Genomic DNA, 21,453 nt, shown 5'->3' on the forward strand with positions numbered 1-21,453 from the left:
CACTCCATTGTGACGACCTCTTTTATATTTTTTCGTAGAAGAATGTATCAAATCGCTGAAGATTATAACGTTCGGGTGTTAAAATTTGTTCCGTACTACCAACAAATAGTACACCGCCTTTTCGTAAAGAACGACTAAATTTTTCATAAAGTTTTACTCTTGCTTCTTCTGTAAAATAAATCATTACGTTACGACAAATAATCAAATCATAATTTGTATCGAACGACTGCATTAAAAGGTCGTGCTGTTTGAACGTAACGTTTTGTTTAATGTTTTGATGCAATGAATATATATCATTCTCTTTTGTGAAATGACGTTCTTTCAAATCATTAGGTAATTCCTTCAGAGAACGTTCTGTATATTGACCGCGTTTTGCGGTTTCTAAAATATGAAAATCAAGATCTGTTGCTTGAATTTCAAAACGAAATGGAGCTAGATGCTTTGATAAAATTAAAGAGAGTGTGTACGGTTCTTCACCAGCAGCGCAAGCGGCACTCCATACCTTTAATTTTCCGCTATTTTGTTCGAGTAATTTAGGTAGTGCTTTCGACTCTAAAGTTTGCCATCGTTCTTTATTTCTAAAAAACTCTGAAACGTTAATTGTAATATAGTCAATAAAATTTAAAAATAAATTTTGATCAGCACGTAATTTGTTTAAAAAATTAGTGTAGTTTTCAAAGCCTTTTCTCGAAATGAAAGCATCGATTCTACGGCGCATTCTATCTTGCTTATACGAAGCGATATCCATATTGAATTGTTGTTTAAAACTCGCGATAAAATGATCATAATCTTGTTCAATTATCATATTTACAATGGGCACAATAATGATATTGTGCCGCCCCCTTTACATCATACGAATTTTTTGTTCAAAGCTTTTTTTCATTTGCTTTTCATGTAATCCTGGTAAATCATAAATGACAGCATCAATACCTGCTTCTTTTGCAACATCGACAGGGATGACAGATGTATGTTTGTCCCCATTATAAAAACAGAGAACTAAATCAGTGTCTTCAATAATTTGTTTAACAAAAAACATATAATCTGATCGGTAAATGGAGTCAGAAGGATGATCGAAAGCAACATATTCGGCTCCGTGTTTTTTTAAGTAATCAACGACTTCTTGAAATTCATCTGTTATTGCTTGCAATGGTTGCAGCGTGTAAAGGCATAAATTTTGAGCAAGTCTTTCATTCTCAACGAAAAAACGAAGAACCTCATTTTCAATAGATTTATAACATAATATGTAAATTTTATGTTTGTGAGCATAGTCAGTTAAAAATTTTTTAATTTCTTCTTGATCTAATGCTGTTAATTGATTTGAACCACAAAGGAAAATATTCATAGAATTGTGCCACCTCATGCTAAATTGTAACATATCTTTTATAAAAAATAACTGCAAAATATTACTGTTCAGAGTATAATTATAAATAACTGGATTTTACGATTAAGTTTAGGAAGAAATAAAAAAATAAATAGGTGATATATATGCTACGTTCTATCTCGCATAATCCAATTTTATCGCATATACCGCCTGCTACTCAAATGCCGAAAGAAGCAAATGTCAGGACAGGACTTGCATTTTCGGATAATTTGCATGCAGATCCGAAAAAAGATAAATTACTAGAACAAATGGAAGCGTTTGTCGATAATATTGGAGAAATTAAAGAAAAAATTGAAATGGAATTAACGCTTGATAATGTAATGGAATACAAAAATACAGTAAAATCATTTTTGAATTTTTACGTTGATAATGTATTGCAGTATAAAGATGTCATGTCTCGTCACCCACGTTATGGATATTCACAGAAAATGACGATTGTGAAACAGGCAGAAATGGGATTGAATGAATTAGAAGATGTTATGAATTTAATTAATACGAAAACAGGACATTTAGAAATGTTAAATCAAATTGGAGAAATCCATGGTTTAATTGTGAATTTAGTCTTGTAAAAGGAAGGAAGCTATATGTACATACAATTATATGAAAAGCTCGTTATTATACAAAAGGCGTATGAAAATATTCAAGCGCTTGGAGAGCAAATATATGAGAATTTAAAAAATAAAGATATAAATGCAGTTCAAAAGTTACAAGTAGAACAATTGCAGTACATTGATGGTTTAAAAGGACTATCTAGCTCATTCGAAGAAATGGTTGTTCAGTTTTGTAAAGAAAAGGATGTTGAAGCATCTCGTGTAAGTGCATTATTTTCGTATTTTTCTCAAGAAGAAATTGAAAAAATGGAAGAATTACAAAAAAACGTAACTGAATTAGAAGAGAATGTAAAAATGATTCTTTTGAAAAATCAATATTACTTAAACGTACTATTAAAAACTACAGAAAGTATTGTGGATTCTGTTTCTGAATATAATTTAGAGCGAAACAATAATTCGCAAATCTTTATGAATGAACTATTGTAAAGGAGAAGTGAAGCTTTATGAGATTATCTGATTATAATACACCGCTATCAGGGATGCTAGCGGCTCAAATGGGATTACAAACAACGAAACAAAACTTATCTAACATTCATACACCGGGTTATGTGCGTCAAATGGTGAATTACGGATCTGTTGGAGCAAGTAATGGTCATACGCCAGAACAGAGAATTGGTTACGGTGTACAAACGCTAGGTGTTGACCGTATTACTGATGAGGTAAAGACGAAGCAGTTTAATGATCAATTATCTCAGCTCTCTTACTATAACTATATGAATTCGACTTTATCACGTGTAGAGTCTATGGTTGGAACGACAGGAAAGAATTCATTATCTAGTTTAATGGACGGTTTCTTTAATGCCTTTCGTGAAGTGGCAAAAAATCCAGAACAACCAAACTACTACGATACATTAATTTCTGAAACTGGGAAGTTCACAAGTCAAGTAAATCGTCTTGCGAAAAACTTAGATACAGTGGAAGCGCAGACGGCAGAAGATATTGAAGCGCATGTTAATGAATTTAATCGTCTTGCTGCTAGTTTAGCAGAAGCGAATCATAAAATTGGACAAGCAGGTACACAAGTGCCGAATCAACTTTTAGACGAACGAGATCGCATCGTTACAGAGATGTCTAAGTATGCAAACATCGAAGTATCTTATGAATCTATGAATCCTAATATTGCGAGTGTTAGAATGAATGGTATTTTAACAGTAAATGGACAAGATACATATCCACTTCAATTAAATAAAGAAAAAGACCCAATGTCAGTTGAGATTTACGGTTCAGAAATCAATGTAACTAGCGGAGCGATAAAATCAGCGATTGACACGAAAGCGAAGATTGTTGATTATAAAAAAAATCTTGAAGACTTAATGAGTTCAGTGAAAAATCAAGTGAATACAGTGATGGGAAAAGATTTCTTCGTTGGAGATCATGCGAAAGATATGAAGTTAAATCCAGAATTTCAAAAAGATATTTCGAAAATGAAAATATCTGCAGAAACAGCAAATAAACTAGCAGCAATTACAGATGGAGACTATAAAGAAGGTCTTTCTTATAAAGCAGCATTAGACCAATTCATAGTTCGTGTAGCTTCTGATAAAAGTGCAGTGAATGCTTATCAAAAAATTCATGGGGACTTATTAGAAGGCATTCAGCAAGAAAAGATGAGCGTTGAAGGGGTAAATATGGAAGAGGAAATGGTAAATTTAATGGCCTTCCAAAAATATTTCGTGGCGAACTCTAAAGCTATTACTACGATGAATGAAGTGTTTGATAGTCTATTTTCGATTATTCGATAGGTGATAGTAATTGATTGAAAATATATAAGGAGGAGATAGAAATGAGAGTATCTACATTTCAAAATGCAAACTGGGCAAAGAATCAGTTAATGGATTTGAACGTGCAACAGCAATATCATCGAAATCAAGTAACTTCAGGGAAGAAAAATCTTCTTATGAGTGAAGACCCACTTGCGGCAAGTAAGTCATTTGCGATTCAACATTCATTGGCGAATATGGAGCAAATGCAAAAAGATATAGCGGATTCGAAAAATGTATTAACACAAACTGAAAATACTTTACAAGGTGTTTTGAAATCTCTAACGAGGACAGATCAATTAATGGTGCAGGCATTAAGTGAGCAAAATGGTGAAAAAGAATTGAAGGCCATTGGTGCAGAGATTGATCAAATTTTAAAACAAGTTGTATATTTAGCGAATACGAAAGAGCAAGGTCGTTATATTTTCGGTGGTGATAGTGCAGAAAAACTGCCATTTACAGAAGATGGTACGTATCAAGGTGGACAAAATGATGTGAACTGGCAACTAAATGACGGTTATGAAATAAAAGCATTTCGAAACGGAGAGGCATTATTATCTCCGGTTATAAAGACGTTAAAACAGATGAGTGAAGCGATGCAAAAAGGTGATCAAAAAGCGTTACAACCGTTATTAGGAGAAAACAAGAAAAACTTAGATGGCATCATTAACCGTACAACTGAAGTTGGTTCAACAATGAACACAATGGAGACGTTTAAAACAATTTTAAGCGAACAAAATTTAGCGCTTCAAGAAAACCGTAAAGAAATTGAAGATGTCGACTTAGCGGTAGCAATTTCCGACTTGGCATATATAAATGCAACGTATGAAGCGACGCTTAAAGCGGTTAGTACGATGAGTAAAACGAGTATTTTAGATTATATGTAAAAAAGGAGTGGTAGTTAATGGCAGTTACATCAACAGGTATTGGTAATAGACAACAAATTTGGAATCTAGGCAATAATATAATAGATACTTCAAAGCTAGTAGAATTAGAATTACAAGCGTTGGATATGAAGAAAACTCCTTATAATAATGAAAAGGAACAACTTACACAAGAAAAATTATTATATGCAAGTTTGAAAAAGGAATTTAGTTCTCTAACACAAACAATGAAAGATTTATCTAGTTTTAAAGGGAATGAAAAAAAAGTAACACTCTCTCAAGAAGGATATATTAGTGTGACAGCAGATGCTTCAGCAATTGCAGGAACCTTTAATATTGAAGTCAAAGAATTGGCTCAACGCCATCAAATTTCAAGTGAAAAGATAGCGGATTTAGATGCTAAAATTGATATGGAAGAAACAATAAAGATTAACAATCAGGATATTGTAATTACAAAGGATACTACATACCGTCAATTAATAAATAAAATTAATAGTGGAAATTATGGAGTTTCGGCATATTCTCTTGGAAATAAGATATTCTTTTCTTCTTCAAAAATGGGCGAAAAGGGAGCTATTAAGTTAGAAGATAGCGGTCAATTTTTAGAAAAGATGGGATTTGTAAAAACAGATGGTACACTTAATGAAATAGAAAAGGCTAAAAATTCAACATATGTAATTAATGGGGTTGAAGAGCATGGAGAGTCAAATACAATAGAAACTCTTCCAGGTGTTAAAATTCAACTAGATAAATCTGAGGTAGGAAAGAGCGTTAAATTTACAGTAGAAGATTCAAATGTAAAAGAAGCGAATGAACTTATAAAAAAAATGGTAAGCAATTATAATCAAGCGGTATCTACAGTAGAATTATTTGGTGGGAAAAATGGAGCGCTTCAAGGCCAAAATATTATGGGTGATATTAGAAGGATTATGAATAATATTGTAACATACTCACAAGATGGAAATTATTTGTTTTCGTATGGTATTCAGGTGACAAAAGAGGGTACATTACAAGTTGATGAAGCAAAATTAACAAACGCTTTGAAAGAAAACCCGGATGCGGCAAAACAATTCTTTTTTAGTGCAGATGGTCTTGGAAAACAAATAGATACACAATTTAATAAGATATTCGGTGACGTGGGAATCATAGGAGAAAGAATAAAAATTATAGATGACCGTGTGGGGAAACTAGATCGTAAAATCAATGATATTGACATTCAAAATAAGCAAAAACAAGATGATATTGTAAAGAAATATCAAAAATTAGAAAGTACATTAGCGGCGCTTGATAGTCAGCTAAAAACAATTAAAGCAATGACAAAACAAAAAAGTGATGATTAATGAAATCTAAGGAAGTGATCGTATGCAAGCATGGCAACGTTATATGCAAAATGATATTATGACGAGTAATCCGATTAAAAATACAATTTTTATTTATGAAAGATGTATTGTAGAGTTTCGTAATTTAGAAGAACTTTTACATACTTTTAACTTACAAGAAGGAGATGCGCTTCTTGAAAAGTTAGAACGTATTTTTGAAGAATTAAAACTTCAATTAAACCCTGAAATTACAAAAGATTTATATGATAGTTTATATGGCTTATACGATTGGATTAGCATTCAAATTCAAACGATGAAAGTGACTCGTGAGGCAAAAGACATGGATGCAATTGTGAAAGTATTACAAGATTTAATAGATGGTTACCGCGGAGCACTTGAAAATGAACAATGATATTTATCGGACGTTTGTCGGCTGTTTTAATGAAATCGGTGAATTGCAAGTGTCAGATGGAGAGTTTGCTGAGAAGAGTGAAATGTTAAATCGCTGGATGATGACATTGGATGAAGAAACACGTGCACAAGTTGCAGCAGAAGTAAGCCCATTCATTATTAAGGCAGCTCAGCATATTCGAGATAAGCAAAAGATTTTGGAAGAAATGATAATGGAAAATGATGGGCGGATGAAAGCTAATTCATTTTACGGTAAATATTAATGATAGAGTTTGGAAACGGATTCCCCTTTTAAAAGGGGATCCATTCCTTTGTTTAAATAAAGAATTCCGCTGATTGAGGTTTCACTTTATGACTGTAATAAAAAAGTAGTAATCTAAATAATATAAAAATGAACTTAGTTTGTAGTTCATATGTTGAAATGTTTCATGAATTACTGCGTGTATACAGTTTTTTCGTATTCTTTTTTATATTTTTATATTTTTCTAAAGACAACAATGGAAAAATGGAATAAAATATGTAAGGGTACATAATAGTTAATATTTTAATAAATACATATAAGAAAATAAATAATGAAGTGAAACTTCCATCAGTGGATCCTTAAGTTAGAAAAGGAAGGGTGTGGAATATGCCAGATTTAGTGAGTGATGTAAGCCATTATATGAATTATTTAGTAACGAAACGAAATACGGTTTCTAGTAATATTGCAAATGCGAATACACCTGGCTATAAAGCACAAGATGTAACATTTGCTGAGCAGATGAATAAAAGTAGTGCATTATATAAAAACAATGCGGCTGATTTAAAGAGCAATCCAGATTTATATCAAACGAATGAAATGCACTTGCCGACAGTAAATACGAAAAATACATATGCAAAGATTCAAACAAAATCAATGCAAACGAATAAAGACGGAAATAGTGTGGATGTAACGACAGAAATGCTAGATTTAATGAAAGCAAATCAGTTATACGGTATTTCAATTAACGCGATTAATACACAATATGCAATTAACCAAGCGGCACGCGGACGTTAAGTAGAAGGAGAGACAACGGATGTTTCAGGCAATTAATGCAAGTGGCTCAGGGCTAACGACAGCGAGAAAGTGGATGGAAGTTACTTCTAACAATATTGTAAATGCGAATACGACGGCGGCTCCGGGGGCAGATTTATATGAGCGTCGTAGTGTGGTGCTAGAATCAAACAATAGTTTTGCAAGTATGTTAGATGGTGCTCCTACTAATGGAGTAAAAATAAAAAGTATTGAAGCAGACAAAACGGAAAATTTAGTGTATGATCCGACGCATCCGCACGCAAATGAAGAAGGATATGTACGTTATCCAAATATTGATGTAACTGCTGAAATGACGAATGTAATGGTTGCTCAAAAAATGTATGAAGCGAATACGAGTGTATTAAATGCAAATAAAAAAATGCTTGATAAAGATTTAGAAATCGGCCGAGGATAAGGGGGAAGATAGTAATATGAAAATCCAACCAATGTTACATACACAACCATTTGGAGCAATTCAGTCAATTGGTGCACCGAAAACTTCTCAAACATCTGTAGTTGAGGGGAAAAAGTTTATTGATTTATTGGAAGATATGAATCAAACGCAAAACAATGCACAAACAGCAGTATATGATTTACTAACTAAAGGGGTAGGAGAAACACATGACGTTTTAATTCAGCAAAAGAAAGCTGAGTCTCAAATGAAAACAGCTGCTCTCGTACGTGATAATCTTATTGAAAATTATAAGTCACTAATTAATATGCAAATTTAGGAAAGTGGACGGGTGTGTTTAAATGGAAAAGATGAAAAATGTTATTCAATCGTTAAAAACGTGGCATAAGTTAGTAATTGGTGCTGCGCTTTTAGCGATTGTAACAGGAGCACTTTTATACTTCACCTTGCCAGATAAATATGTTGTTGTATATCAAAATTTAAATGATACAGATAAACAAGAGATTACAGCAGAATTATCGAAGTTAGGTGTCGATTATCAATTAGCGGCCGATGGTTCGATTCGTGTGCAAAAGAATGATGCTCCATGGGTTCGAAAAGAAATGAATGGGATGGGCTTACCGTTTAATTCTAAAAGCGGTGAGGAAATTTTATTAGAAAGCTCGCTCGGTTCAAGTGAGCAAGATAAAAAAATGAAGCAAATTGTCGGTACGAAGAAGCAATTGGAGCAAGATATTGTAAGAAACTTTGCGACAGTTGAAACGGCAAATGTTCAAATTACATTGCCTGAAAAAGAGACGATTTTTGATGAAGAAAAAGCAAAAGGAACAGCGGCGATTACGGTTGGAGTGAAGCGTGGCCAATTGTTAACAGCTGATCAAGTTGCAGGTATACAGCAAATGATAAGTGCAGCAGTTCCTGGTGTGAAGGCAGAAGAAGTAAGTGTTATTGATAGTAAAAAAGGTGTTATCTCAAAAGGAGCAGATGAAGCGCATTCTAGTAGTTCCTCTTCTTATGAGAAAGAAGTAGAGATGCAGCATCAACTTGAAGGTAAATTAAAGCAAGATATTGATGCAACATTAATGACGATGTTTAAACCGAATGAATATAAAGTGAATACGAAAGTATCTGTAAACTACGATGAAGTTACACGTCAGTCAGAAAAGTATGGTGATAAAGGTGTACTTCGTAGTAAACAAGAGCAAGAGGAAAGCTCTACTGCGCAAGAAGGGACAGATACGAAGCAAAGTGCTGGTATTACAGCAAACGGTGAAGTGCCGAACTACGGTACGAACAATAATCAAAATGGTAAAGTTGTTTATAATAATAAAAATGGTAATAAAATAGAAAACTATGAAATAGATAAAACAGTTGAAACAATTAAGAAACACCCAGAATTAACGAAAACAAATGTTGTTGTATGGGTAGATAATGATACGCTAGTAAAACGTAGAATGGATATGACAACTTTTAAAGAAGCAATCGGAACAGCGGCAGGACTTCAAGCTGATCCGAACGGTAACTTTATAAATGGTCAAGTTAACGTTGTAACTGTTCAGTTCGATCAGCCGAAAGTCGAAAAAGAGAAAGAGCCAGAAAAAAGTGGCATGAACTGGTGGTTATTCGGTGGAATTACAGCTGGCTTATTAGCGATCGGTGGTCTAGTATGGTTCTTATTAGCAAGACGTAAGAGAAAGAAAGAAGAAGAAGAGGAATATGAAGAATACTTAGCAGAAGATGAAATTGCTGCAAGTAATGAAAGTATCTTGGAAATTCCTGAAGAAAAAATAGTGCCAGAGCCAAAACCTGAACCAGAAGAACCGAAAGAACCAACGTTAGATGAACAAGTGCAGGATGCTACGAAAGAACATGTAGAAGGTACTGCAAAAGTAATTAAAAAATGGCTAAACGGACAGTAAGGGAGGAACAACGATGTTAGATGAAATCTCCTCCAAAGAAAAAGCTGCCATCCTTATTCGTACATTAGAAGAAGGGGTGGCAGCAAAAGTCATTGAATATATGACAGCTGAGGAAAAAGAAGTATTACTTCGTGAAATCGCGAAGTTTCGTGTATATAAACCAGAAACGTTAGAAAATGTACTAGGAGAGTTCTTATATGAACTAAATGTAAAAGAATTGAACTTAGTCACTCCAGATAAAGAATACATTCGTCGCATATTTAAAAACATGCCAGAAGACGAACTGGAAAAATTATTGGAAGACCTTTGGTATAACAAAGATAATCCATTTGAATTCTTAAATTCACTTACAGATTTAGAGCCACTTCTTACAGTGCTTAATGATGAATCACCACAAACAATTGCAATTATCGCTTCTTATATTAAACCGCAGCTTGCGTCTCAATTAATTGAGAGATTGCCAGATCATAAACGAGTAGAGACGGTAATGGGTATTGCGAAGTTAGAACAAGTTGATGGTGAATTAATTAATCAAATTGGTGAGTTGTTAAAATCGAAATTAAATAATATGGCATTCAGTGCAATTAATAAAACTGATGGCTTGAAAACGATCGTAAACATTTTAAATAACGTTTCACGAGGTGTTGAAAAAACAGTCTTTCAAAAGCTGGATGAAGTCGATTATGAGTTATCTGAGAAAATTAAAGAAAATATGTTTGTCTTTGAAGACTTACTTGGTCTTGAAGCTCTTGCGCTTCGCCGTGTATTAGAAGAAATTACAGATAACGGTGTTCTTGCGAAAGCACTTAAAATTGCAAAAGAAGAAATTAAAGAGAAACTATTTACATGTATGTCTTCAAACCGTAAAGAGATGATTCTAGAAGAATTAGATGGCTTAGGACCGCTTAAGATGACGGATGCTGAAAAAGCGCAGCAAACGATCACTGGTACAGTGAAAAAGCTAGAGAAAGAAGGAAGAATTATCGTTCAAAGAGGTGAAGAGGATGTCCTTATTTAAAAACAGAATTCCGAAGAATTCTGTTTCTTTTTCTGAAGAAACGTATGAATTACAATTTCCAAAACCAGCTTCAGTCCAAATAGAAGAGGAAGAATTACAAGCTGATCATGCAGAACTTCGCGCCCAGCAAGAATCATTACATATGGAAATGAATCAGCTAAGGCAAGAGCAGCAAATGCTAGAAAGAGAGCGGCAGCAGTTATTACAAGATAAAGAACAATTTCAAATGCATATTCATGAACAAATGGAACAGATGGAAGCAGCGCGTGTGCAGTTTCAAAAAGAACAACAAGAAACAGCATACGAATGGACAGAGTTATTATGGGATCAATCTTTTCATCTAGCAGAAAAAATCGTGAATCAAGCGGTAGATTCACGATTGCTTGATGTGTTACCTATTTTAACTGGCATCGTGCAAACATTGCCAACTTCGTTTGAAAAATTAATCATTACAGTACATCCAGAAACGTTTGAACGTATTCAAGAAGAGAAGGAAAATACGAAAGAATATTGGTTGCTACAATTAGTAGAATGGAAATATGATTTCTCCCTGCAGTTTGGTGAATTTGTTCTGGAAGAAGAGAAAGAGTTCTTTGAATTTAAATTTGCACCTATATTTGCGAAACTTCGTCAGAAATGGGAAGAAGAGAAGCTATTTGAGGAGCAAAATGTATGAGCCGTCTGTTAATGAATGAGAACGAAAAATGGAATAAGTTCATTGAAACACCACTGTATACGAAAGTAGGCAAAGTTCATAGTGTACAAGAACAGTTTTTCGTAGCAAAAGGGCCGAAAGCGAAGATTGGAGATGTTTGCTTCGTTGGAGAACATAAGGTCTTATGTGAAGTGATTGCTATTGAAAAAGAAAATAATATGCTACTTCCATTTGAACAGACAGAAAAAGTATGTTATGGAGATTCAGTGATTTTAATTTCAGAAGATGTTGTTGTACCACGTGGTAATCACTTACTCGGAAAAGTGTTAAGTGCAAATGGTGAAGTATTAAATGAAGACGCTGAAAACATTCCATTACAGAAAATAAAACTAGATGCACCGCCTATACATGCATTTGAACGTGAAGAGATTACTGATGTATTTGAAACAGGAATAAAATCAATTGATTCTATGCTAACAATTGGTATCGGTCAAAAGATTGGTATTTTTGCTGGATCAGGTGTTGGTAAATCTACTTTACTTGGAATGATAGCAAAAAACGCAAAAGCTGATATAAACGTTATTAGTTTAGTAGGAGAACGTGGCCGGGAAGTAAAAGACTTTATTCGAAAAGAATTAGGCGACGAAGGTATGAGAAAAAGCGTCGTTGTTGTAGCGACGTCAGATGAAAGTCATCTTATGCAACTTCGTGCAGCGAAACTCGCAACGTCTATTGCTGAATACTTCCGTGATCAAGGCAATAACGTATTACTTATGATGGACTCTGTTACTCGTTTTGCCGATGCACGAAGAAGTGTTGATATTGCTGTTAAAGAGTTACCGATTGGTGGTAAAACACTGCTAATGGAAAGTTATATGAAGAAGCTGTTAGAGCGGTCCGGGAAAACACAAAAGGGATCTATAACAGGTATTTATACGGTGCTTGTTGATGGGGACGATTTAAATGGTCCTGTACCAGATTTAGCACGTGGTATTTTAGATGGACATATTGTATTAAAGCGTGAGCTTGCAACGCTTAGTCATTATCCTGCAATTTCAGTATTAGATTCAGTAAGTAGGATTATGGAAGAAATTGTTTCGCCACATCATTGGCAACTTGCAAATGAAATGAGAAAAATTTTATCAATTTATAAAGAAAATGAATTGTATTTTAAGTTAGGAACGATTCAAGAAAATGAAGAAAATGCTTATATTTTTGAATGTAAAAATAAAGTAGAAGGTATAAATACGTTTTTAAAGCAAGGTCGATCGGATAGTTTCCAATTTGATGATATCGTTGAAGCGATACACCATATAGTATAAGGCCTCTGCCCAAGAGGTCTTATTTTTTTGTTTTTTAATATTTCACAGATTTTTTTGGAAAAAAACTATATAATAGAAAAAGAGAACGTTATAATAGGAAGGGGCTATGAAAACAGGTGGATAAACAGCAGTACGACACAATAAAATTGCAAATAAATCAAGAAAAAGAACATATTTTAAAAGAAGTGTATGAATTAACAGCTGAAAAAAGAAAAATAGAACAAAAAAAAGAATATGATTTATATGTTGTGAAATCGCGTAGTAAAGTCGTACAAACTGGGCAACGTATTATGGCTGGCATGCTTTCTTCACATACGTTTTCACCTGAAAGAATAGAAGAATGGAATCGAAAAATTAAAAAAACGGAAGGTTTTATTCAAAAAAATGAAAGCCTTTTAGAGCAAGTAAAAGAAAAAGAACGTGTCATTGATGAGATGTATCAAGAAAATTGCAAAAAGCTTGCGAAAGCACAAGAAAAGCTGGAAGAAAAAATGCTTCTGGATTTGAAAATGTGTATGAATGGATGAGGTGAATGTAGTGATACAGTCTGTATTACCGGTGCAACAAAGTTTACCTCCGCAAAAAGACAAAGGGCTAGAAATACAATCAAAAAATGAAGATTCTTCATTCGATCGTACGATGAGAATGGAAAATAAAAAACAGCCGAAAACGGAGAAAACGAAACGAGAAGAAGCACCAACAGAAGAGAAAAAAGATTATATTCTTTCTAAAAAATCGGTAACGAAAGAAGAGCCTATTGTAAAGAAAGAAGAAAAAAAAGAGACAGAACAGTTGTTATTAGCTGTATCTGAGCAAATGGTTGCAATTGAGCAATTACATGTGCAGCCGGAATTGTTATATCAATACATACAAAAAATACAAGAGCTATATCAAGAATATGGCAATATTAAACTTAATGAATTACCTGCAGCTGAATTACAACAATTACAAGAACTTCTTTCAAATATGAATATCAAAAATGCTATATGTTTAGAAGATACAATGCAAATGGTATTAGACAAAATGAAGATGCCGGAGCAAACGATGCAAGCATTGAAGGTTGTAGAAACAGAAACTTGTAATATCGCAAAGAAACAAGAAGAGTTTAAAGACGTAGATCTTCCGAAAGGTGAGAGCGATGATGCAAAGGTAGAGTTGCCAGAGGTTGATGCATTAAATGATTCGAGCTCTACAGGTGCAGAGTTATTAAATAAAACGACGAGTACCGAACACATAGGGAAATCAAATAGTGGTGCTGAGAAAGTTTCATTACCTGACTTAGGAAAGAAAATGGAAGCGCAAGTAGAAGCGCTGCAAAAATTTGTAGTGAAACAAGAACGTGTTTTATTCCAGTTAAATCCAGAAAAACTTGGTACATTAACAGTATTTATGAAAAAACACGGAGATCAAATTGACGTTCACGTAGAAATGGAAAAACACGATGCGAAAAAACGTGTTGAAATCATTTTTGATGAATTGAAATTAAAGTTAAAAGAAAAAGAAATAAACATTCAAATTAGCTATTCAGATAAAGATGAAAATCGTAAAGAACAGCGAGAACAAGAGCAAAGGCAAAAACAGAAATTAGCAAATACAAATCATGAAAAACAACAATCAACAGAATTTGCGGGATTATTGGAGGAATAAAGCGTGCCAACAGTTGGATTAAATACAACGAGTACAAATCATATTCCGTTACAAACAGGAGCGCAAAAAAGTAATGTACCTGTTAATGGTGTACAATCGCCAGTGCAACAAAGTAATGGAGTTTCTGCAGGAGCGCAAAAGACTCCTGGGGTAATGGGGAAAGATGATTTCCTGAAATTGTTTTTATCAAGTTTTCAACATCAAGATCCATTTAATGCGATGGATATGAATCAAATGATGAATCAGACAGCACAGTTATCTCTTATGGAACAAGTACAGAATATGACGAAAGCAGTAGATAAGCTGCAATCAACGATGTATTCAACAGCACTTGATGGTGGAATGAAGTTTTTAGGTAAATACGTAAGAGGTGTTGACGGCGACGGAAACAAAGTAACCGGTCAAGTAGAAACGGTTCGCCTTGCGGAAAATAACGATGTACAGCTCGTTATTAATAATAAAGTTGTATCTCTTCGTTTCGTTGAGAGAGTGTCTGATAAACCGATTGGGGAAACGAACCCAGAAGACGCAAAGAAAGACGATCAAAAAGTAACTGAAGAAGTAAAAACTACAAATTCATAAGGAGTGTCCATACGTTATGATTAAAGCGTTATATACAAGTATTACAGGAATGAATGCAACACAAAATGCATTAAGTGTAACTTCAAATAATATTGCCAATGCACAAACAGTAGGTTATAAAAAACAAAAAGCAATGTTTGATGATTTACTATATAACAATTCGATTGGTGCAAAAGGTGACGGTAAATATGCAGGAACGAATCCGAAAAGTATTGGTAACGGTGTAAAAATGAGTGGCACGGTTACGGATTATAGTGATGGTACAATTACGTTAACAGGTGGCAAAACACAAGCAGCAATGGAAGGTAATGGTTTCTTCGTTGTAGGTGATTCAAAAGGCGGAAATATGGAATTTACTCGTAAAGGTACGTTTGGGATATCTTCAGATTACTATATTACGAATACTGAAGGTCAATACGTGTTTGCATACCCTGCGAATGAGGCAACTGGTGAGGTTGATTTATCTGGAATTCCAGGACCGTTGCAAATTCCAATGGGAACAGCAATTGGTGGTATTCGAACATCGAAAGGGACAATTAAAGGGAATATTCCAACTGGTGAAAAACAAATTACACAAGATTTACCTGTATATGATAATGCAGGGAATACATGGACAATGCGTGTAGAGTTTAAACAAACGAGTGAACATAATTATACATATAAAGTACAAATGCGCAATGACTCGAAAAAAGAAACAGAGTTTAAAGATGTTCAAGGTGCAGGTGGTAATATGACATTTGATGCTGTTGGAAATCCAAATCCGAAAGAGCAAGGAGCCAATATTCCGTTTGATGGAGGCTCTATAAAATTAGACTTAAGTCATTTAACAAATCATCCAACAGATAAAACATTATCAGTAACAGACGTAGATGGTAGAGCAGCAGCGACGGTTAAAGATTGCTTCATTGCTGACGGTGGATATGTAATGGTAAAATATTCTGATGGAAGTATGAAATCAGCTGGTCAATTAGCTGTTGCGATGTTCCCGAACGAAGGTGGACTAATGAAAACAGGTAATGGTAACTATACAGCGACGAATACAACAGGTATTTTAGCACTTGGTGCATCTGGTCAAAATGGTGCAGGTAAAGTACGCGGTGGTGCACAAGAAGGTGCCAATGTGGATTTATCTGTAGAATTCGTTGACTTAATGTTATACCAACGCGGATTCCAAGGAAATGCGAAAGTAATTAAAGTTTCAGATGAAGTATTAAATGAAGTTGTAAACTTAATTCGATAATATATCGTAATGAAAAAATGTAATGGAGTAGAAAGGGTTTTTTATTCGTATGACAAGACAAGAGCGAATTTTACAATTGCCTTTTTTCGAAAATAAACGTGAACTTGCCGAGCAAGTATTAAAAATAGAACGAGAAGAGCATGTATATTTACCAGATCAATTTGAAATTAAGCAAGTGCCTCCGTATTCATTTGGCGAAAAACAAGCAATCATTGGCCGTATCCATGAGTTTTATTTCATAAGTGTTGGTAGCGATAGCGTTTGGAAGTATCAGCTGTTTAAGGATGAGATGAAGTGTCGTGAGTTTTTTGTTATGTTGCCAAATATTACGGATCAGCAGATAGCGTTTTGGTTTAATAACATAGAGTTATTGAAAGGTTCTTAAAAGCACTTTTTAGGTTTTGAGAGAGGACCTGGCGATGTTTTGGAGCGGTTAGTGCCTAATAGAGTCCCGACCGATGTGTAAGACCAGAGATATGTAGCGTTACTAGAGTAGTATGGTAGTGTAAGAAGTGGTAATATAAAATAGTTTAAGTTAATTTAAGGTAGTTGTAGTATACAATTAGACTGAATTTCTATAAAAGGAGAGGTGAGGAGGATGGCGCAAAATAAGTATCGCGTTACATTCATTTCGCCGAGTGAGGTTGAGCAGCGGACTGTAATGGCGGCGAATAGTTTGCCAGATTTAATCCGTAAAGTAGAGAGTATTATTGCCGATCCAAACGGTTATTTTGTGAATGATAAAAAAAATAATTGTTATTTTAAAGTGATTAAAGAAAATGTTACGTTTATTCAATATGAGTTACTATTTTCTGATAAGGAGATTCATATTGAAAAATTAAAACATATAGCACCGGTGGTATTAAAACGATTATTCGAAAAAATAAATGACCCGGAATTATATGCACTTGCGCTACTTGATGTTGATATAGCAACGAAAGAATATGTGCTAGCAGAAATGAATTCTGAGCTGAGAATAAGAGTAGAGACGGAGCTTTCGAAAAAATGGGAAGCAATGCCGACAGAAATTGTAGGAGCGCAAGAAGTGTTATTAGAAGCACTTGCTTCGTTTATACAAGATTAATTGTTTTTTAATAAAATGAATCGATCAACTATCTATATTTTTATATAGGTAGTTGACTTTTTCGCTTTTATAAAGCTTAATAATTAGATATACGGAATTAATGGAAGGGGAGCGACACCTTTATGTCACAAGCACAAAGTATTTTATTAGAAAGCGGAACAAATGAATTAGAGATTGTTACGTATACTGTTGGTGAAAACCTATTTAGTATTAATGTTATGAAAGTACGTGAAATCATTAATCCATTCCCTGTTACAACTGTGCCAGAATCTCATCATGCAGTTGAAGGTGTTGTTCAAGTACGTGGTGAAATTTTACCTGTTATTAACTTGGCAATGGCTCTTAATTTAAAGTCAACAAAGCCACTTGATCAAACGAAATTTATCATCTCAGAATTAAACCAAATGAAAGTTATTTTCCGCGTTGATGAAGTGCATCGTATTCAACGTATTTCGTGGGAACAAATTGATGAACCAGCTTCATTATCTATGGGACTAGAAGAAACGACATCTGGTATTGTAAAACTAGATGGCAAAATCATTTTACTATTAGATTATGAAAAAATTGTATGTGAAATTAGCGGCACTGGTTATGACAATAAATCAATTGCAGGGTTAGAACAAAAAACAGATCGAGCTGAAAAAGTAATTTATATTGCAGAAGATTCAGCGATGCTACGCCAAATATTAGAAGAAACATTATCATCAGCTGGATATACGAAAATGAACTTCTTCAGCAATGGTGCAGAAGCGTTAGCGCAAATTGAAAAATTAGCGAAAGAGCAAGGCGAGAAAATGTTTGAACATATTCACTTGCTAATTACGGATATTGAAATGCCAAAAATGGATGGACATCATTTAACGAAAGTGGTTAAGGATAGTGAAGTAATGAATCGTTTACCAGTCATTATTTTCTCTTCATTAATTACAAATGAATTATTCCATAAAGGTGAAGCTGTAGGAGCAAATGCCCAAGTAAGTAAGCCAGATATTCAAGAGCTAATTGGTTTAGTTGATAAGTTAGTGCTTTAAAAGCTTCTATTTAGCCAGAATAGAAGCTCTAGCTAAGTGTTGAGCGGTCAGTGCTTAATAGAGCCCTATGCGATGTTGAGACCAGAGATATGGAGTGGTTATAGGTAAGTAGAAGAGCTGGCGTATAACATTTTTCTATTTAGTAGGAATAGGGGAACTACTTATGTAAGTAAGTTTTTAGTGATTAATAGAGTCTCATGCGATGTGAGTTCAGAGGTATGAAGTTTAGGTAAGAAGAAGTGAGACTTTGATTGAGGATCTGAAGACTAGATTTATAACTCTATTCTGTTAGAGAGGGGAAGGAATTAGCCATGTGTAGCATTGGCTAGTTCCTTTTTGGTATTCTATACTCTAACCTGGCAGAAAAATGAAAGGTTTCTAAGATGTTTGGCGCTGTATGTATGAAAAAATCTTCAAATGAAGATTTTTGATTTGAAAATATAAGCAAACGTATTTTCGAGGGTTATTTTAGTAACATTTCGTGGTAACGCAAATTTTTTCGGTGAAAAAACATTCAAAATACCATATAATATAATTAAATGTAATTAATATGCAATTTTACATATTAATAAAAAACATTTTCCAAATTTTTATACTTTCTATACATTTTTGTATGTTTATTATTTGACAGATAATTTCGAACTGTTATAATATGGATATGTAAAAATTGCTATTTTCTTAAAAGACATGGGAGTCAGATGAGAATTGTGAAAGGATGAGGGGGAGTGGCACAGATTATGTATCACCACACAGCAATTAATGTATTAGGTCTTTTACAAAACATGTCAAATAATAAAATGAACGATATGCAACTAGAGGTGGAATTTAAAAAAATAGAAAAAGAATTCCAAGTAAAGTATGAAGAATTAGTTGATTTATATAATAGAATGGTATTATTTCAAATAGATATAGAAAAAAATGGCGGGATGCGAGCATATGAAAAATCAGCAATTACATGGCTGAAGTCTGAACTAGAGCTACTGTATGAAGTGTATCAATTTTGTCAACGTCACGGTTTAAACATTTTAAATATTTCAAAATACGTAAGTAAAAATGAACTAAATCTTTTTCCAAAAACAGAAAGTCAATTGCAAAATACGTATTATAAATTAAAAAAACGTGAAATATCGTTTGAAAATATTGAAAAACAAAAACCAGGACGAAAGCGAAAATATATACCAGTAAAAGAGACAATCGTTGCAAGAAAACAAGAAAACGAGTACGAATTAAAAGAAGAAATCCAGCATAAAGAGGATGAAAAAAATCTTGTAACAGTTATATCTGGTATTGTTGATAACTTTGAAACAATTAATCAATGTAGTGAAAGGAAAGAAGACGAACTACATCAGTTTATGGAAGGTATTTATAAGCTTTCTAGCATGGCAGCAGGGCGTTCTAGAGAGGCGAAGAATACACGTAGCTTAGAAGGTGAATTGCAGTCGTTACAACTAGAAAATGAAAGGTTAAAACGAGAAAAAGAAGAGCTTGTGCAAGATATTAAAGGCATGACGCAGCTTTTAATTCATTTCATTACAAGTTCTGATATTGATCAAATTCGTAAATTACCAACTTTCGTACAAGATTGTAAAATGGAATTACATAAACTAGGGCTATATAATGCACAAGACGGAAAAATGAAAATAATGGTTGACCGTAGCGGACAAGTTATGACGGTAACACAGTAATAAAATTTGGGTACAAAACAAAAGGGAGATACATAGTTTATATGTATTTCCCTTTTGTTTTGTGTGGAATCGTTCCGTAAAAGGAAAAGGTGTTTTATAAAAATATGTTTAGTGTAACTCGAATTAATAATTTGAATTTTAAATAACGATAAAGAAATAAGAAAAGAGTATGTTCTTCATAATCTAAAAAACATGTATCCTAAAGTTATCCTTCATAACAATCCATATAAAGATTCTTCTACGTCTACAAATCTAGAGCGATTATCGGAACTGTTTAACAGGATTAAAGAAAAGGAAGGATTATGTGTATCCGGCTTTTTCTTTTTTATGAGGCTATTTAAATAGTTTTAAAGATTATAATTTAGTGCAAATTTAATTGAAAGTTTAAGCTTTTAAAAATCGCTCATCTCTTGCACCATATTCGCATTTTTATTTGGAAAGTCACATTTGAAAAGTCTACATGGTGGTTATTTAAATTTCTGCTGTCGAAGCTATTCAAATGATATTTAATTTTCAATATTTATTAGTAGATTGTGTTACTTTCGTTAAATATTTCATGTCACTCATTCTATATTACGTAATATTAAGAGATATAACAAGTTTTAAAAAAATTCACTAGCATATTTTTAAAAAAAGTACGATAATATAATCTGTTAATATAAAAATATCCTTTAATAGGGATATTAAATTATAAGGAATAAAATAATAGAAAAATAATCTTTGGGAGGATTATGAGAATGAAAAGTAAAAATTCGAAGTTTTTAGCAAGCGTTTGTGTAAGTTCAGCATTACTAGTCTCTGCTACATATCCATCAATTACTGCTGTTGCAGCTGAGGTTACATCAGCAAAAACAGCAGCACTTTCGGTAGAAAAGGCGAATATTATAAATAATAAAAAAGGTGAAACTGACACAATCACAGTGTCAGAATTGAAAAAAGGCGACATTGTGAGAGTGTACGAAGCATCTAAAGGTGGAGAAGCGATTGCGACATCAGAGGCGGTAGCAGAAGGTAAAGTAGAAGTTACAATTACAAAAAAAGATTTACTAAAAGCAACAGGTGGCACAGTGTACGTAAGTGTACAAAGTGAAAATGAATTAGAAAGTACACGTACAGCGATGAAATATGAATCGGAAGTAACAGTGGCACCAGCGGTGGATACAGTAAAAGTATTAAATAATAAAGCTGGGGATGAAGATGCAATTACAGTAAGTGAGTTGGCTCCAGGAGATATTGTAAAAATATATGATGCATCAACAGGAGGAAACTTGAAAGCAACTTCAGCTGCTGTGGCCGAGGGCAAAAAAGAAGCAACAATCACAGGAAAAGATTTACTAGTATCAACAGGCGGCACAGTATACGTAACAGTAACGAAACCGAATAAAGATGAGAGTAAGAGAGTCACAGTGAAGTACGAAGCGGAGCCAACAACAGTGGC

The 21,453-nt window shown here is 33.8% G+C and carries 24 protein-coding genes and 1 pseudogene; 23 read left to right on the forward strand and 2 right to left on the reverse strand.

Annotated elements, in window-relative coordinates:
- Positions 1-22 precede the first annotated feature (22 nt).
- Together cheR and H6481_RS05375 are read right to left on the reverse strand one after the other, a co-directional pair.
- On the reverse strand, positions 23-805 hold the full coding sequence (cheR, locus tag H6481_RS05370) for a protein-glutamate O-methyltransferase CheR (RefSeq protein WP_000582875.1): 783 nt from the start codon (positions 803-805) through the stop codon (positions 23-25).
- Positions 806-844: 39 nt separating this feature from the next.
- Positions 845-1,342 carry a flagellar motor switch protein FliG gene (locus H6481_RS05375; RefSeq protein WP_001020110.1) on the reverse strand — a complete coding sequence of 166 codons (498 nt, stop codon included), beginning with the start codon at positions 1,340-1,342 and terminating at the stop codon, positions 845-847.
- Positions 1,343-1,485: 143 nt separating this feature from the next.
- On the opposite strand from H6481_RS05375, the gene H6481_RS05380 reads away from it, so the two are divergent.
- From H6481_RS05380 to H6481_RS05490, 23 genes and pseudogenes are all read left to right on the forward strand, one after another.
- Positions 1,486-1,950 carry a YaaR family protein gene (locus H6481_RS05380; protein WP_000946323.1) on the forward strand — a complete coding sequence of 155 codons (465 nt, stop codon included), beginning with the start codon at positions 1,486-1,488 and terminating at the stop codon, positions 1,948-1,950.
- A gap of 15 nt (positions 1,951-1,965) precedes the next feature.
- Positions 1,966-2,418 (forward strand): flagellar export chaperone FlgN, encoded by a 453-nt coding sequence (flgN, locus tag H6481_RS05385; protein ID WP_000275875.1) that lies wholly within the window; start codon positions 1,966-1,968, stop codon positions 2,416-2,418.
- 17 nt (positions 2,419-2,435) lie between these two features.
- On the forward strand, positions 2,436-3,734 hold the full coding sequence (gene flgK, locus H6481_RS05390) for a flagellar hook-associated protein FlgK (protein ID WP_001239708.1): 1,299 nt from the start codon (positions 2,436-2,438) through the stop codon (positions 3,732-3,734).
- Between the two features lie 41 nt (positions 3,735-3,775).
- A complete protein-coding gene (locus H6481_RS05395) occupies positions 3,776-4,639 on the forward strand; it encodes a flagellar hook-associated protein 3 (protein ID WP_001266418.1) in 864 nt (287 codons plus the stop codon).
- Positions 4,640-4,656: 17 nt separating this feature from the next.
- The gene (locus H6481_RS05400; protein WP_000301747.1) at positions 4,657-5,976 is read left to right on the forward strand and encodes a flagellar hook-associated protein 2; all 1,320 of its coding nucleotides are present in this window, start codon (positions 4,657-4,659) and stop codon (positions 5,974-5,976) included.
- 22 nt (positions 5,977-5,998) lie between these two features.
- On the forward strand, positions 5,999-6,367 hold the full coding sequence (locus tag H6481_RS05405) for a flagellar protein FliS (protein ID WP_001149524.1): 369 nt from the start codon (positions 5,999-6,001) through the stop codon (positions 6,365-6,367).
- Entirely contained in the window at positions 6,357-6,629 is a 273-nt protein-coding gene (locus H6481_RS05410; protein WP_001058079.1) for a hypothetical protein, read from the forward strand. The genes H6481_RS05405 and H6481_RS05410 overlap by 11 nt, the downstream gene beginning before the upstream one ends.
- Positions 6,630-6,994: 365 nt before the next feature.
- Complete coding sequence (gene flgB / locus H6481_RS05415) at positions 6,995-7,402, forward strand: flagellar basal body rod protein FlgB (protein WP_001113108.1); 408 nt, start codon at positions 6,995-6,997, stop codon at positions 7,400-7,402.
- A 19-nt stretch (positions 7,403-7,421) separates the two neighbouring features.
- Complete coding sequence (flgC, locus tag H6481_RS05420) at positions 7,422-7,835, forward strand: flagellar basal body rod protein FlgC (RefSeq protein ID WP_000484680.1); 414 nt, start codon at positions 7,422-7,424, stop codon at positions 7,833-7,835.
- Between the two features lie 16 nt (positions 7,836-7,851).
- On the forward strand, positions 7,852-8,151 hold the full coding sequence (fliE, locus tag H6481_RS05425) for a flagellar hook-basal body complex protein FliE (RefSeq protein ID WP_000701672.1): 300 nt from the start codon (positions 7,852-7,854) through the stop codon (positions 8,149-8,151).
- 22 nt (positions 8,152-8,173) lie between these two features.
- Entirely contained in the window at positions 8,174-9,751 is a 1,578-nt protein-coding gene (locus tag H6481_RS05430) for a flagellar M-ring protein FliF C-terminal domain-containing protein (protein WP_000413954.1), read from the forward strand.
- Positions 9,752-9,764: 13 nt separating this feature from the next.
- Positions 9,765-10,769 carry a flagellar motor switch protein FliG gene (gene fliG, locus H6481_RS05435; RefSeq protein ID WP_000883363.1) on the forward strand — a complete coding sequence of 335 codons (1,005 nt, stop codon included), beginning with the start codon at positions 9,765-9,767 and terminating at the stop codon, positions 10,767-10,769.
- On the forward strand, positions 10,756-11,445 hold the full coding sequence (locus tag H6481_RS05440; RefSeq protein WP_000051697.1) for a FliH/SctL family protein: 690 nt from the start codon (positions 10,756-10,758) through the stop codon (positions 11,443-11,445). The genes fliG and H6481_RS05440 overlap by 14 nt, the downstream gene beginning before the upstream one ends.
- Positions 11,442-12,746: a flagellar protein export ATPase FliI gene (locus H6481_RS05445; RefSeq protein WP_000088683.1), complete on the forward strand. Its 1,305-nt coding sequence runs from the start codon at positions 11,442-11,444 to the stop codon at positions 12,744-12,746. The genes H6481_RS05440 and H6481_RS05445 overlap by 4 nt, the downstream gene beginning before the upstream one ends.
- 116 nt (positions 12,747-12,862) lie before the next feature.
- Positions 12,863-13,273: a hypothetical protein gene (locus tag H6481_RS05450; RefSeq protein WP_000360860.1), complete on the forward strand. Its 411-nt coding sequence runs from the start codon at positions 12,863-12,865 to the stop codon at positions 13,271-13,273.
- A gap of 10 nt (positions 13,274-13,283) precedes the next feature.
- On the forward strand, positions 13,284-14,393 hold the full coding sequence (locus H6481_RS05455) for a flagellar hook-length control protein FliK (protein WP_000616444.1): 1,110 nt from the start codon (positions 13,284-13,286) through the stop codon (positions 14,391-14,393).
- Between the two features lie 3 nt (positions 14,394-14,396).
- The gene (locus H6481_RS05460) at positions 14,397-14,975 is read left to right on the forward strand and encodes a flagellar hook assembly protein FlgD (protein WP_001143485.1); all 579 of its coding nucleotides are present in this window, start codon (positions 14,397-14,399) and stop codon (positions 14,973-14,975) included.
- Between the two features lie 16 nt (positions 14,976-14,991).
- The gene (locus H6481_RS05465; RefSeq protein ID WP_000588324.1) at positions 14,992-16,215 is read left to right on the forward strand and encodes a flagellar hook protein FlgE; all 1,224 of its coding nucleotides are present in this window, start codon (positions 14,992-14,994) and stop codon (positions 16,213-16,215) included.
- A 49-nt stretch (positions 16,216-16,264) separates the two neighbouring features.
- On the forward strand, positions 16,265-16,600 hold the full coding sequence (locus H6481_RS05470) for a DUF3964 family protein (RefSeq protein WP_000198166.1): 336 nt from the start codon (positions 16,265-16,267) through the stop codon (positions 16,598-16,600).
- Between the two features lie 213 nt (positions 16,601-16,813).
- Positions 16,814-17,299, forward strand: coding sequence for a hypothetical protein (locus tag H6481_RS05475; protein WP_000068301.1), 486 nt, complete (start codon positions 16,814-16,816; stop codon positions 17,297-17,299).
- A 122-nt stretch (positions 17,300-17,421) separates the two neighbouring features.
- Positions 17,422-18,330 carry a chemotaxis protein gene (locus tag H6481_RS05480; protein ID WP_000075943.1) on the forward strand — a complete coding sequence of 303 codons (909 nt, stop codon included), beginning with the start codon at positions 17,422-17,424 and terminating at the stop codon, positions 18,328-18,330.
- Between the two features lie 737 nt (positions 18,331-19,067).
- Positions 19,068-20,015 (forward strand): DNA-binding domain-containing protein, encoded by a 948-nt coding sequence (locus H6481_RS05485; RefSeq protein ID WP_000274691.1) that lies wholly within the window; start codon positions 19,068-19,070, stop codon positions 20,013-20,015.
- A gap of 737 nt (positions 20,016-20,752) precedes the next feature.
- A pseudogene (locus H6481_RS05490) lies at positions 20,753-21,453 on the forward strand (hypothetical protein); the annotation flags it as partial.

Origin of the sequence: Bacillus sp. ME78 (assembly GCF_903970865.1) — a bacterium.
Classification (GTDB): domain Bacteria; phylum Bacillota; class Bacilli; order Bacillales; family Bacillaceae_G; genus Bacillus_A; species Bacillus_A cereus.

Bases quoted from the DNA above. Each gene is read 5' to 3' on its own strand.
- fliG (WP_000883363.1), top strand. From the start codon at position 9,765: ATGTTAGATGAAATCTCCTCCAAAGAAAAAGCTGCCATCCTTATTCGT.
- H6481_RS05465 (WP_000588324.1), top strand. From the start codon at position 14,992: ATGATTAAAGCGTTATATACAAGTATTACAGGAATGAATGCAACACAA.
- H6481_RS05395 (WP_001266418.1), top strand. From the start codon at position 3,776: ATGAGAGTATCTACATTTCAAAATGCAAACTGGGCAAAGAATCAGTTA.
- flgN (WP_000275875.1), top strand. From the start codon at position 1,966: ATGTACATACAATTATATGAAAAGCTCGTTATTATACAAAAGGCGTAT.
- cheR (WP_000582875.1), bottom strand. From the start codon at position 805: ATGATAATTGAACAAGATTATGATCATTTTATCGCGAGTTTTAAACAA.
- flgC (WP_000484680.1), top strand. From the start codon at position 7,422: ATGTTTCAGGCAATTAATGCAAGTGGCTCAGGGCTAACGACAGCGAGA.
- H6481_RS05430 (WP_000413954.1), top strand. From the start codon at position 8,174: ATGGAAAAGATGAAAAATGTTATTCAATCGTTAAAAACGTGGCATAAG.
- H6481_RS05480 (WP_000075943.1), top strand. From the start codon at position 17,422: ATGTCACAAGCACAAAGTATTTTATTAGAAAGCGGAACAAATGAATTA.
- H6481_RS05440 (WP_000051697.1), top strand. From the start codon at position 10,756: ATGTCCTTATTTAAAAACAGAATTCCGAAGAATTCTGTTTCTTTTTCT.
- flgK (WP_001239708.1), top strand. From the start codon at position 2,436: ATGAGATTATCTGATTATAATACACCGCTATCAGGGATGCTAGCGGCT.
- H6481_RS05470 (WP_000198166.1), top strand. From the start codon at position 16,265: ATGACAAGACAAGAGCGAATTTTACAATTGCCTTTTTTCGAAAATAAA.
- H6481_RS05485 (WP_000274691.1), top strand. From the start codon at position 19,068: ATGTATCACCACACAGCAATTAATGTATTAGGTCTTTTACAAAACATG.
- fliE (WP_000701672.1), top strand. From the start codon at position 7,852: ATGAAAATCCAACCAATGTTACATACACAACCATTTGGAGCAATTCAG.
- H6481_RS05445 (WP_000088683.1), top strand. From the start codon at position 11,442: ATGAGCCGTCTGTTAATGAATGAGAACGAAAAATGGAATAAGTTCATT.
- H6481_RS05400 (WP_000301747.1), top strand. From the start codon at position 4,657: ATGGCAGTTACATCAACAGGTATTGGTAATAGACAACAAATTTGGAAT.
- H6481_RS05380 (WP_000946323.1), top strand. From the start codon at position 1,486: ATGCTACGTTCTATCTCGCATAATCCAATTTTATCGCATATACCGCCT.
- H6481_RS05410 (WP_001058079.1), top strand. From the start codon at position 6,357: ATGAACAATGATATTTATCGGACGTTTGTCGGCTGTTTTAATGAAATC.
- H6481_RS05475 (WP_000068301.1), top strand. From the start codon at position 16,814: ATGGCGCAAAATAAGTATCGCGTTACATTCATTTCGCCGAGTGAGGTT.
- H6481_RS05405 (WP_001149524.1), top strand. From the start codon at position 5,999: ATGCAAGCATGGCAACGTTATATGCAAAATGATATTATGACGAGTAAT.
- flgB (WP_001113108.1), top strand. From the start codon at position 6,995: ATGCCAGATTTAGTGAGTGATGTAAGCCATTATATGAATTATTTAGTA.
- H6481_RS05375 (WP_001020110.1), bottom strand. From the start codon at position 1,342: ATGAATATTTTCCTTTGTGGTTCAAATCAATTAACAGCATTAGATCAA.